The following is an 11,794-nucleotide window of genomic DNA, read 5'->3' as shown; positions in this document are numbered from 1 at the left end:
CGCAGTCTGGAGCGTGGTTCAGGCTGTTCCGGTGGGCGTTGTTTTGAGGCGGATTATTGAACTGACAGCCCAGGTCGGGTCGCGATAGTTTCGAAAAAAAGCGCCTAGGCGTGCTTCACGCGGTTCGCTTCGCAGCGAAAGCAGTTCGGGTCATGGTCGTCCACCATGCCCACGGCCTGCATCCACGCATAGACGACCACCGGTCCGACGAAACGGAACCCGCGCGCTTTCAACGCCTTCGACATAGCAACGGACGCGGGCGACTGGGCAAGGACGACACCCGTCCTGTTTACAATTGGCGCGTCAGGAACCATGCCCCATGTGAAAGCGGCGAAATCCTCGCCTTTCTCGCGCATGGCGAGATAGGCCTGCGCGTTGCCGATCGCGGCCTCTATCTTCGCCCGCGCGCGGATGACGCCGGGATCACCCATCAGGTGTTCGACATCCTCAGGCCCGAAGCGCGCTACGATCTCTGGATCGAAACCACGAAAGGCCGCGCGCAGGGTTTCCCGACGGCGAAGCACGATGAGCCACGACAACCCCGCCTGAAACCCTTCGAGCATGAGGGTTTCCCATAGCGCCCGGCTGTCCCGCACCGGCTCACCCCACTCCTCGTCGTGATAGACGCGTAGAAGGTCGTTCGTTTCCGCCCACCGGCAACGAAAAGGGGCGGGAGTGGTCATGGCGTCGACAGGCGGCGATACATGAACAGAAGATCCAGCCAGCCACCGAACTTCGTTCCCACCTCGGGCATTATCCCGGCGTGTTCGAAGCCGCAGCGTTCATGGAGCGCGATTGACGCCGCATTGTCCGCAGTAATCGCGGCCACCATGACGTGAAGCCCGGCGCGTTGCGCCTCGGCGATCAGCGTTTCCAGCAACGTGCGCCCCACACCTTTGCCCTGTGATTCCGGGTGGACGTAGACGGAATGTTCGACGGTATGGGCGTAACCTTCGTAAGGGCGGAACGCGCCGTATGACGCGAAGCCAAGGGTTTTTCCGTTTTCTTCCGCGATAATTACAGGAAATCCGTCGCGCTGTCGCTGTTCGAACCAGGAGAGACGTTGTTCCAACGTCATCGGCGTGGAGACCCATATGGCGGTCGTCTCGTTGATCGCCTGATTGGTCAGCCACAGGATGTCGGCGACATCCTCGGTCGTCGCTGGTCGCGTCGTGACGGTCATCGGGGTTTCCTGCCATAGGGTTTGCGGAGGATCAGCGTGCCCCAGTCGCCCTCGCGCAGGTGTTTCTCAAGAACCAGCCCCTGTCGCCGATGAGCGGCGAGCACCATGCGGACCTGCTTGTTCAGCAACCCGGCGAGAATGGCGGTGCCGCCGGGCGCCAGATTGGCCGCCAGGCTATGGGCCATCAGGCACAGCGGGCGGGCGAGGATGTTGGCGAACACCAGATCGTATGGCGCCGCGTGGCGGATCGCTGGGGTGGACCACCCATTGCCGAGGCGGCAGGTGACGCGGCGTGACAACTGGTTGCGCACCGCGTTTTCCGCCGAGACGCGCACCGACCACGGATCAATGTCCGTCGCCAGAACTGGCCGTTTTAGCAGCGCGGCGGCGCCCATGGCGAGGATGCCGGAACCGCAACCAAGATCGAGAATGCGGCGAGGTTTGCGATATGCGATCAGTTCCAGTGCGCGAAGACACCCGCGCGTGGAGCCGTGCTCTCCCGACCCGAAGGCGACACCCGCGTCGAGCGTGATGGTGATGCGCCCGGCCTCCGGGGCCGTATCGAGGTGCGACCCCTGCACAAGGAAACGGTTTCCCACCGGTTGGGCTGGGAAGGATTCATAGGTGCGCGCCAGCCACCCTTCAGTCTCGGTACGCGTCCGCTCCAGCGTGGCGTCTTCACCGCTGGTCAGCGCCGCGATCGCCAGAGCCGACGCGAGTTCCTCTTCGCCATACCCCACGTCCTTCACGCCCTCGACGCGCCAGAAGCGTTCAGCCTCGTCGACTTCGAATATGCCGACAGTCGTGCAGATCATGCCGATGGCGCTCTCATACGCCTCGACGGACGCCTCGCGAACGGTCACTGCGATGGTCTCAAGCTCGGTCGCGTGCCGCCGGCGCGTGACAGTCATGGAAGGCTCCTTGTTGGTGAAACGGAACAACGATCGGGGGAAGTATACGAAAAACAGCGTTTAATCGGGCGCGAGTTCAAGGTACGACGCCATGACGCGGCGGGACCCTGATTTCTCGAACGCGACCTCGGCGGCGCCACGATCAGCGTCTATCACGACGCCATAGCCGAATTTCTGGTGAAACACGCGTGAGCCTATTTCAAGCGTCGGCGCTTCGGCGGCCAGCGCCTCCGCCAGCTTGCGGCGTTTGGCGACAAGCGGGGACAGGGATGTGGATCCGCCGTCCGAAAAAACGCTGGTGCTGAAATAGCCGCTGTAATCGCGTCGGGCCTGCCGGGAGGCGACCTCGCCTTCGCGCTCGACATACTCGTCAGGCAATTCGTCGAGGAAGCGGCTTGGCGTTGATTCCTGCCAGTTCGCGTAGATACGCCGGTTGGCCGCGTGTAGGATGATCGCCCGATGGCGGGCGCGAGTGACGCCCACGTAGGCGAGGCGGCGCTCTTCCTCCAGTCCCTTTTCGCCGCCCTCGTCGAGCGTTCGCTGGGAGGGAAAGACGCCTTCCTCCCAGCCGGGGAGAAACACCGTGTCGAATTCGAGGCCTTTCGCACCGTGCAGGGTCATCACGGAGACGCGGGCTTCTTCCGCCGCGCCTTCCGCGTCCATTACGAGCGCAACATGCTCCAGAAATTCACCCAGCGATCCGAAATCCGCCAGCGCACGTACAAGTTCCTTGAGGTTTTCCAGACGTCCGGGCGCTTCAGGAGACGTGTCGTTGCGCCACATGTCGAGATAGCCACTTTCTTCAAGCAGCGCGCCGATCGCGACCACGTGGCCCTCGCGTTCCATCAGTGTCCGCGCCTCGTCGAGCCTGTCGAGCAGGGCTGTGATGTTTTCGGCCGTCTTGCCGTGCATCGCACCGCCGCCGATCAGGTCGCGCGCCGCCTGCGTCAACCCCATGCGGGCAGGACGGGCGGCGGCGTGCAGCTTCTGTAACGCCGCTGGCCCGACGCCGCGTTTCGGCGTGTTGACGATGCGCTCAAAGGCCAGATCGTCGGCGGGATGATGCATGACGCGCATGTAGGCCATTGCGTCGCGGATTTCGGCGCGTTCGTAGAAACGCAGGCCGCCGACGATACGATAGGGGATACCGGTCTGGACCAGCCGCTCTTCAAAGGCGCGGGTCTGGAACCCTGCACGAACAAGGATAGCGAATTCGCCCAGCGCGTGCCCCTCGCGTCGCCAGGCTTCGATGCGTTCGCACACGGTTCGCGCTTCGGCGTCGGAATCCCATACGCCGACAATGCGAACCGGTTCGCCTTCGGCGTCGTCGCGTCCGGGACGAAGGGTCTTGCCCAAGCGCCCGTCGTTATGGGCGATCAGCCCGGACGCAGCGCCGAGAATCTGGGCGGTGGAGCGGTAGTTGCGTTCGAGGCGCACGATCTTCGCGCCGGGAAAGTCGGTCTCGAAGCGTAGGATATTTTCGACCTCGGCGCCGCGCCAGGAATAGATCGACTGGTCGTCGTCTCCGACGCAGCAGATGTTGGATGATCCGTCCGGGCGTTTGGCGAGCAAACGGAGCCAGAGATACTGGATCGTGTTGGTGTCCTGATACTCGTCCACCAGAATATAGCGAAAAGAGCGCTGGTATTGCTCGAGCACGTCGGGACGGGAGCGGAGGATCTCCGTCACATGGAGCATCAGGTCGCCGAAATCGCAGGCGTTGAGTTCCCGCAGCCGCGTCTGGTAGGCGGCGTAGATCGCCCGCGCGTTGCCGTCGGCGTATTCAGTATCTTCGGAGGGTGTAACCCGCTCGGGCGTCAGGCCGCGGTCTTTCCAGCGATGGATGACTCCAAGCAGGCCCGGTAGGGGCCATCTTTTCACGTCGACGCGCCATGGCTCGACGACCTGCTTCAGCAAACGGAGCTGATCGTCGGTGTCGAGGATCGTGAATGAACTTGTCAGTCCGACATAATCGGCGTGACGCCTCAACATGCGCGCGCACAACGCGTGGAACGTGCCGAGCCAGAGCCCTTCGACCGGCTCCCCCAGCAACGTCGCGATGCGTTCGCGCATTTCGCGCGACGCCTTGTTGGTGAAGGTGACGGCGAGAATCTGCCATGGCTTGGCCCGTCCCGACAGGAGGATATGGGCGAAGCGGGTGGTCAGGACGCGCGTCTTGCCGGTTCCCGCGCCTGCGAGGACGAGCAGCGGCCCTTCCGTCGTTTCAATGGCGGCGCGTTGTTCCGGGTTCAGGCGATCAAGATGGGATGGCGTAGTCACTCAAGCACTATAGAATGGCCGAGGGCGGGAGCCAAACGACGCGAACGCGCTCGGCGAACCGCTCAAGCTTGCGTGCGCGACTTTACGCCGGAGCACTGCCGGGCGGCGGAATTCCGCGGCTTGTGGGCGTCTTGGGCGCAGCGGCAATGCGCTGGCGAACACTTGCGGTCCAGTCGGCGCTTGACGATCGACGCCCGCCGCCGCACTTCTCAGGCTGGATTGGCGTTGCGGCAACTGGGGTCTCATGAGCACTCGCGTTCTGATCGATCATCGTAAGAGCGGCGCTGGCGCGCGGCATCCCGAGAAGGCGCATCGGCCCGACAACCCGATTGCGCGTAAGCCGGACTGGATACGGGTCAAGGCGCCGAATCATCCGACCTATCACGAGACGCGCAAGTTGATGCGTGACAACAAGCTCGTGACGGTCTGTGAAGAGGCTGCGTGCCCGAACATCGGCGAATGCTGGACGCAACGTCACGCGACCATGATGATCATGGGCGAGATCTGCACGCGCGCCTGCGCTTTCTGCAACGTCACGACCGGCCTGCCGAACGCGCTGGATCATGACGAGCCGCAGCGGGTGGCCGATGCGGTCGCCAAACTCGGTCTGCGCCATGTCGTCATCACCTCTGTCGACCGCGACGATCTGCGCGATGGTGGAGCAGAGCATTTCGCCCGGGTGATCGCAGCGATACGTCTTGCGTCGCCAGAAACGACGATCGAGATTCTGACCCCTGACTTCCTGCGCAAGCCCGGCGCGCTGGAAGTGGTCGTCGCGGCGAAGCCGGACGTGTTCAACCACAACATCGAGACGGTGCCGCGCCTGTACCCGACCATCCGCCCTGGCGCCCGCTATTATCAGTCGCTGCGCCTGCTCGATCGCGTCAAGCAGATCGATCCGTCGATTTTCACGAAGTCTGGCCTGATGCTCGGGCTTGGCGAAGAGAAAATGGAACTGGCGCAGGTGATGGACGATTTCCGCATCGCGGACGTCGATTTCATCACGATGGGTCAGTATCTGCAGCCCACAGTGAAGCATGCGGCCGTCGCCCGGTTCGTGACGCCCGATGAGTTTGGCGAGTATGCGACCATGGCGCGGGTAAAAGGCTTCCTGCAGGTCAGCGCGACCCCGTTAACGCGCTCTTCCTACCATGCCGACGCCGATTTCGCCGCCCTGCGCGCCGCACGCGAGGCGCTGCTCCGTGACAGGAAGACAGCGCCGGGGGTGGGCGCTGTCTGATGCCTACGCATGCCGAGCGGCGGGTTCTTAATTACACCCCTGAAGAAGTTTTCGATCTTGTTGCGGATGTTGGGCGTTATCCGCAATTCCTTCCATGGTGCGTCAATGTGCGCGTGCGTACGCGCACGACGAGCGAGCTTGTCGCGGATCTGACCGTTGGTTTCGGGCCGTTTCGTGAGACGTTCACGTCGCGTGTGTCGCTTGACCGGCCAAAATGTATCCGAGTGACCTATGAGAAGGGGCCATTTCGGTATTTGAACAACGTCTGGACGTTTTCGCCGGATCCGAACGGTTGTTTGGTCGATTTCTTTGTCGACTTCGAGTTTCGTTCGAGATTGTTGCAGGCGGCGATCGGCGTGGTGTTCAACGAGGCTGTGCGCTTGATGGTCTCGGCATTCATTCGTCGTGCGCGAGAGGTCTATGGACCGTCGCGGTTCACCGGCCCTTCGGCAGTGGGCGCTCCAGTCTCCCGTTGAGATCATTAATCTTCTGAATCTGACGATTGTAACGCAATTACAATAGCAGCTTACGATAATGTGTCGTTAAGCTGCGCACCGAGTTGTGAAAACGGTCCGATAGATAGCGGGAGAGACAGGATGGTCAGCACGATCGGCGGCAGTTCCGCGTGGGGAACCATCAATGCAGGGCCGCGGAAGGTAGGGGCTCTGGAAGCGGCCTTCACGCCCGGAATGACGTTGACGACCGCGCCGGACTGTAAGGCCATTGTCGAACGCATCATCAAACATAAGAGCGTGATGGCGGAGCGTGGCGACATTAATCAGCGCATCATCGATTATTGTGATTATTCTTCGCAGGTATTTAGCATTATCGGATTCGCGAGCTTTTTCGGCAAGACGCCGGATCAGGTGGCCACTGCATTCAATATGTCCTCGTCCGGTCTGGGAGTCTTTACCGCATTCGAAGATGCATACACTCGCGTTCGTGGGTATTGCAAAGGTGGATGGGCTCACGCCACGATCTATGGTGACGCCAAAATATATATTCCCAACCCTTATCTCAGCATGGAGCCGTATAAGGGAGCGCAGTCTTCCACGCCATACAACACCATTTCGTATTTCAAGCGTCGTTCGAAGCGACAGACGGCAAGTTCTCTGGCGTCGCTGCTAAGTATTTTTCTGCGCCCAAAAACTGTGGTCGATGTCGCGCAGTTGACCAAGGCGATGCTGTCGCTCACGAGTACTTCCGTAAAACGTTATAAACTTCACAATATCCAGTTAGATGCGGGTGAAGATAAAAAACTGAAAGATTCCTTGAATAACGTAAAGGAATCAAAGACAAAAAAAATCTTCAAAAAGACGGCTGATTTCTTCGCCGGAGCTTCCCCGCATGGCGCCGGCCTCGTCTACGGGCAGGGGGTGGATATCAGCACCGTCGCCAAACAGGTCGGCGGAGGTGTGCAGATTACGGCCAGCACATATAAATCTCTCGATAAACTCTCTCCGGATTGGCTGAAATTCTTCAAAAAAATCTTCGATCAGGAAAATCACAACAGCCCGGTTCCGTCGGATGAATCGACGAATATCTACGTGGCTGCGGCTTACATTCATTTTCGTGCGACGATCGAACAGGCTGAGTTCAATCACGATCTGGACCAGAACACGACCGGGGCTGCGCGTCGGCATATTCCGCAGCAATCCCAGCAGGAGGCGCAATACCTGGCTCGCAACAAGGGTGCTGGAGGGCTTCTGACGCGGCATTTCGCGAAAACGGCCTATCAGGCGCAGCGACGTGATGTTGTGGCGCAGGCTGGGGCGAGTTACGCCAAAGAAGAGGCCGGGCGGGCCGATGCCGGGCCAGCCACCCGCATTATCAAGACGGTGTTCAGTTCCACCTATGGCAGTCAGGGACATCAATATGACTGGCTCGCTTTGATAGATGAGCCTGAAGGCTGGCTGGCGCTGGCCAACAAACTTTCGATTTGAAGAGCGCGACGGTGGTCTGATGATCGGCGACGCCTCCAGTGTGTGTTGAGGATGTTACGTCGCTTCCACGAACGTTAATCGATCTGCGTCACGGAAGTGTTACAGTCAGGACCCCTGGAACAACTCTGCCGTCAGCAGGGCAGAACTGGCTCGTGAAACGCACGCATGAAATCGTCCGGGCGTTCTTTAAATACGAGGGCGCGCAGTTTCACCCATACGACGTACTCGTCGAGCGTTCAGAAGCGTCAGAGTCAGAACGCTGAACGCAGCGACGCCGACAGTCAGCATCATCGCCGGACCCAGTCCGGTTCCAAGTGCTGATGCGATAGCTGTTTGTAGTAACGCGTTGCTCGCCGCGATCAGGTTGCCGCACTGGTAGGCGAGGCCGGGGAAAGTGGCGCGGATTGCAGGCGGAGACAGTTCGCTGAGATAGGCGGGTACGACACCCCATGCACCCTGGATGCAAAACTGTATGCAAACAGCGCCAATGGTAAGCCACACGGCGGAATGCGGCAGCGTCCACAATGGAAGGAGAGGCAGGGTGAGCAACGCCGCAAGCGCTATGCTGTATTGTCGTGTTATATGTTGGGATAGAAAGCCAAAAAAGAGTCCTCCTGCGATAGCCGCTATATTGTAAAGGACGACCATCAGCGTGATGGATGGGTAGGGAACTTTACGCTCAAGCCCAAGAAATACCTTCGGATACAAGTCCTGCGATCCGTGGCTCATGAAATTGAACGACGCCATGAGGGTTATGGCGAAAATGCACAGCGCGGCGTTGCTGGAAACGATTCGCCACATACCTGGGGCATCTTCAGCAGTGTCGACGCCGGAGCGCTTGCGCGCGAGCCAGTCCGGGCTCTCCGGAACACGCAGCCAGATATAGATCGCCGAAAAGACGGCGCTGCCGCCAAGAATAAAAAGTCCACGCCATCCGATGTGCGGAAGGAGCAAAAACGCGAGTGACGCCAGCAGATAGCCCGCCGGGTAACCTGCTTGCAAAAGCCCCGACGATAGGCCGCGCCATGACGCCGGCACGCTTTCCATGATCAATGAGGTTCCTACGCCCCATTCGCCGCCGAGTGCTACCCCGAAAAGCGTTCTCAGCGCCAGAAAGCTCAAGAGGTTTGGCGCTGCGGCGGAGGCGACTTCGATGACGGAGTAGACGAGTATGGTTGTGATCATGATGGGCTTGCGCCCGTATTTATCGGCGGCGCGTCCACACAGATATGCGCCGATCGGGCGGGTGATCAGGGTGAGTGTGGGGGCGAGCAGTATGTTCTCAAGGGATACGTTGAAACTGCGCGCCACATTGTCCAGCGTGAATAGAACAATGAAAAAATCGCAGGCGTCGAGTGTCCACGCAAGAAAGGACGCGGCGACGACATGCGCCGCCGTCTTGCGGTCGTGCCCCGCCACACCCGTAGTGGTCAGGGATTGAGTAGATGCGACCATGCGATGTCTCTTTACGTCCGGGCTCACCAGCGTTCCTGCCCGATTGGGGGAGCTTGAGAAACGCCGCGTTCAGGAAGAAAACGCGGCCACTGAAAGTCGGGCGAGATATTGGCATGGTGGGAAACCGCGCGTCACGGCGCGCGGTGGTCACGATATGGAGAACAGAGGCAACGGAGCGGTTGCTTAAAGAAGTCCGAGTAAAAATCTCAGGATCAGGAGAGATTTAAAAGCGCTGAGATATTCCGGTGAGAATTGTACGACGAAGGCCGTACTGCGGTGCGCCAACTCCGATACCGCTGCCGTCGCGCAGTTCGTAACGCTTGTCGAACAGATTGATCACGTCGAGACGGAGTTGCGTGCGCTTGAGAAAGGGTATGCGAAACAGATCCTGGAACGACTGCACGACGGACATGTTGAATGTCGCGTAGATGGGCACCGAACGACCGTTGGGGATGTTGCTGTCCGCCCGGAGACCGCTGCCGAACACCATAGTCGCTGAAATCTGCGTCGGGTGTCCGGTTCGGCGGAAGGCGGTGTAGCTGCCTCCGGCGGATGCCGTCCAGCGCTGGTCGTGATCGAGATGGATCCAGTGCTGCTTGATGTATGCAAGATCGTCGGGGTCGAAATTCCACTGTGCGGTCGTAATGTCTTTACCGATCGCCCGCGACCACGCGAAGTTGCCATAAAGGGTGACGGGCCCAGCTTCGTAATCGGTGGCGAATTCATAACCGTTGACCTGACCACGACGATAGTTGAAAGCCGACAGGATGACCGGGGAACCGAATTGACCTTCGTCGATCATATTCTTCGCGATTTTCAGATAAGCGTCGAACGAGGCGTGCCAGTGCGGCGTAATCGCCTGAGCAAACCCCATATCGAAGTAATGATCGCGTTCCGCCTTCACGGTCGTGTCTTGCAAGGTGCCGGGCGCCGCCGACGTGTTGGCGAACTTGTTGAGCTGCGTTCCGCCCACCAGTTCGAACGGCGGGGGCGTGAAGTAGCGTGAATATCCAGCGTGGAATGTGCCGCCATGCCATGGAGTGTAGACAATGTTCAGTCTGGGGCTGACCTGTTTCGAGTGGGTGTATTCATCGACGCCGTCGAAGCGAAGGCCGTAGTTTATGGTCAGGTTTTTCGTTACGCGCCATTCGTCCTGCGCGTAAAGCCCGTACATCCATCCGGTGCGCCCGGAACCGTCATGAATCGAGATTGTCGAACCACTGTACACCGCATCGCCGTTTGAATCGGTTCCGGTTTGCGGATAGACGGTCGAATCTGTTTTGGAGGAATTTCGTTCGACGTAAACCTGATATCCAAAACGAACGGTGTGCTGGCCGTTCACGCGCCATGTGACGTCGCTTTGGGAGCCCGTGGACATGACCGAACGCTGCGCGCGCTGGGCGATGCCGTTATAGACAAGATCCCCGACCGGGTCTGGAGAATAGCCAAGAGAGCTGTAGCGAGTGAAGACGGATGATTGCAGGCTGAACTTTCCCATTTCCTTCTGAAGGGAAAGAATGCCGAAATCGGTAATTTCTTTCTGCCGTTCGTTGAGGCTTGCGCTGTTGACGCTGCCGTAAACCTGTTGTGACAGGGAACTGTTCAGGAAATCAGGGTTTGCGAACTGCCTTTGTTGTCCTGGGTTGTTCGGAAGCTGATACTCTGCGTTGGAGACGCCGGCGATCAAACTGATCCGCGTGTTCTCGTCGGCCGTGTAACGCAGATGACCGAGGAAATGATATTGGTTGCTCAGATCATGTATCGCGTTGAATTTGGGGGTCGGGTTTTCGATTCCCACGCGGTTATGGACATAGTCAGCGGTGGCGAAGAAGTCCCATTTTCCAGCATGTGTTCCATATTGGATCGACGGAAAGAAGTAATCTCGCGCGCCGCCGTAAATCGAGACGTCGCCGCCGCGATCAGCGCTGCCGTTTTTGGTGGTAATGTCGATCACGGCAGCCTGAAGGAAACCATATTCGCTCGGCAAGGCGCCTGTGGTCATCGACATCGAATGCGCGAAACGCGTCATCAGGCTCTGGCCGAACACGCTCAGTCCCTCAGGCAGCTGCACGCCGTCGAGACGGAACTGCACTTCGTTATGATCACCGCGGACATGAATCTGACCGTAGCTGTCCTGCGCTACGCCGGGGGCCTGCAAAAGCACCGTGTTGAGCGGCGCGTTATCGCCGCCTGGAATCGTCTCGATATCTTTACGGGAAAAACGATAGACGGTAGCGCCTGTGGACGGCTGCATGGCGGAGCGAAGCGCGTCGAGATGCGCATTTACGGTGATGTGCTCTTCGCCGTTTGCGTCCAGGGTATTGCGCGTCGTCTGCGTGATTTCGCGGCTTTGGCCGTCGATGAACGAAGAGTGTGATGCGGATTCGCCGTCGCTTCCCGTTTGGGTTGCTGCTTTCGTTACGCTTTTCGTGGTTGCGTGCGTAGGCGTTGCTGCGGTTGTGGGCGAAAGCGTCTGTGCGCGTGCGAGCGTCGTGGAGGCGAGCAGAAGCGCGCTCGCGGCAAGAACAGGAAGACGAACGGTGGAGTAAGGCGCGCTCATGCAGACATCCGGTACGGCGTTGGTTTCGGCGGCAGATTAAGTGAAACGTTATAACATAACAACCCCTTTGTTGCGGGATGTTTCTTCGATGATCGTATGGAGGTTATTTTGTTAACTTCTATATATATTAAATATAAATATGAATATCTGTAATTTTTTTCGCAAACGATGGTCGCTCTGGGCTCTGGGCTCTGGGCTCTGGGCTCTGGGCTCTGGGCTCTG

Annotated in this window: 10 protein-coding genes; 3 read left to right on the top strand and 7 right to left on the bottom strand. The window is 59.2% G+C overall.

Annotated elements, in window-relative coordinates:
* Positions 1-104 precede the first annotated feature (104 nt).
* Genes HK28_RS02180 through HK28_RS02165 form a run of 4 tightly spaced genes read right to left on the bottom strand, consistent with a single transcriptional unit; the run spans position 105 to position 4,374 of the window.
* Positions 105-683 carry a DNA-3-methyladenine glycosylase I gene (locus tag HK28_RS02180; RefSeq protein WP_086642989.1) on the bottom strand — a complete coding sequence of 193 codons (579 nt, stop codon included), beginning with the start codon at positions 681-683 and terminating at the stop codon, positions 105-107.
* Positions 680-1,183, bottom strand: a complete 504-nt coding sequence (locus tag HK28_RS02175; protein WP_086642988.1) for a GNAT family N-acetyltransferase — start codon at positions 1,181-1,183, stop codon at positions 680-682. The genes HK28_RS02180 and HK28_RS02175 overlap by 4 nt, the downstream gene beginning before the upstream one ends.
* Positions 1,180-2,094 carry a 50S ribosomal protein L11 methyltransferase gene (locus tag HK28_RS02170; protein ID WP_086642987.1) on the bottom strand — a complete coding sequence of 305 codons (915 nt, stop codon included), beginning with the start codon at positions 2,092-2,094 and terminating at the stop codon, positions 1,180-1,182. Before HK28_RS02170 ends, HK28_RS02175 begins: the two co-directional genes overlap by 4 nt.
* A gap of 60 nt (positions 2,095-2,154) precedes the next feature.
* Positions 2,155-4,374, bottom strand: a complete 2,220-nt coding sequence (locus HK28_RS02165; protein ID WP_086642986.1) for an ATP-dependent helicase — start codon at positions 4,372-4,374, stop codon at positions 2,155-2,157.
* A 244-nt stretch (positions 4,375-4,618) separates the two neighbouring features.
* Here HK28_RS02165 and lipA point away from each other — a divergent pair, with 244 nt between their 5' ends.
* Both lipA and HK28_RS02150 read left to right on the top strand, forming a co-directional pair.
* Complete coding sequence (gene lipA, locus HK28_RS02155; RefSeq protein WP_086642984.1) at positions 4,619-5,614, top strand: lipoyl synthase; 996 nt, start codon at positions 4,619-4,621, stop codon at positions 5,612-5,614.
* Positions 5,614-6,090, top strand: a complete 477-nt coding sequence (locus HK28_RS02150) for a type II toxin-antitoxin system RatA family toxin (RefSeq protein WP_086642983.1) — start codon at positions 5,614-5,616, stop codon at positions 6,088-6,090. The genes lipA and HK28_RS02150 overlap by 1 nt, the downstream gene beginning before the upstream one ends.
* Before the next feature lie 50 nt (positions 6,091-6,140).
* On the opposite strand, the gene HK28_RS13655 is transcribed toward HK28_RS02150, so the two are convergent.
* The gene (locus HK28_RS13655) at positions 6,141-6,338 is read right to left on the bottom strand and encodes a hypothetical protein (RefSeq protein ID WP_143217286.1); all 198 of its coding nucleotides are present in this window, start codon (positions 6,336-6,338) and stop codon (positions 6,141-6,143) included.
* Here HK28_RS13655 and HK28_RS02145 point away from each other — a divergent pair.
* Entirely contained in the window at positions 6,310-7,557 is a 1,248-nt protein-coding gene (locus HK28_RS02145) for a hypothetical protein (protein WP_158093359.1), read from the top strand. The genes HK28_RS13655 and HK28_RS02145 overlap by 29 nt on opposite strands.
* Before the next feature lie 186 nt (positions 7,558-7,743).
* Here HK28_RS02145 and HK28_RS02140 read toward each other — a convergent pair whose 3' ends face one another.
* Both HK28_RS02140 and HK28_RS02135 read right to left on the bottom strand, forming a co-directional pair.
* Positions 7,744-9,012 carry an MFS transporter gene (locus HK28_RS02140; protein ID WP_086642981.1) on the bottom strand — a complete coding sequence of 423 codons (1,269 nt, stop codon included), beginning with the start codon at positions 9,010-9,012 and terminating at the stop codon, positions 7,744-7,746.
* Positions 9,013-9,235: 223 nt separating this feature from the next.
* Positions 9,236-11,572: a TonB-dependent receptor gene (locus tag HK28_RS02135; protein ID WP_086642980.1), complete on the bottom strand. Its 2,337-nt coding sequence runs from the start codon at positions 11,570-11,572 to the stop codon at positions 9,236-9,238.
* Positions 11,573-11,794: the final 222 nt, after the last annotated feature.

The organism is Acetobacter sp. DsW_063 (assembly GCF_002153745.1).
In the GTDB taxonomy this organism is placed as follows: Bacteria; Pseudomonadota; Alphaproteobacteria; order Acetobacterales; family Acetobacteraceae; genus Acetobacter.
This window is presented reverse-complemented; position numbering and strand designations above follow the sequence as displayed.

Excerpts from the sequence above, each read along its gene's own strand:
- HK28_RS02180 (WP_086642989.1), bottom strand. The coding sequence starts at position 683 with ATGACCACTCCCGCCCCTTTTCGTTGCCGGTGGGCGGAAACGAACGAC.
- HK28_RS02175 (WP_086642988.1), bottom strand. The coding sequence starts at position 1,183 with ATGACCGTCACGACGCGACCAGCGACGACCGAGGATGTCGCCGACATC.
- HK28_RS02170 (WP_086642987.1), bottom strand. The coding sequence starts at position 2,094 with ATGACTGTCACGCGCCGGCGGCACGCGACCGAGCTTGAGACCATCGCA.
- lipA (WP_086642984.1), top strand. The coding sequence starts at position 4,619 with ATGAGCACTCGCGTTCTGATCGATCATCGTAAGAGCGGCGCTGGCGCG.
- HK28_RS02150 (WP_086642983.1), top strand. The coding sequence starts at position 5,614 with ATGCCTACGCATGCCGAGCGGCGGGTTCTTAATTACACCCCTGAAGAA.
- HK28_RS13655 (WP_143217286.1), bottom strand. The coding sequence starts at position 6,338 with ATGGCCTTACAGTCCGGCGCGGTCGTCAACGTCATTCCGGGCGTGAAG.
- HK28_RS02140 (WP_086642981.1), bottom strand. The coding sequence starts at position 9,012 with ATGGTCGCATCTACTCAATCCCTGACCACTACGGGTGTGGCGGGGCAC.
- HK28_RS02135 (WP_086642980.1), bottom strand. The coding sequence starts at position 11,572 with ATGAGCGCGCCTTACTCCACCGTTCGTCTTCCTGTTCTTGCCGCGAGC.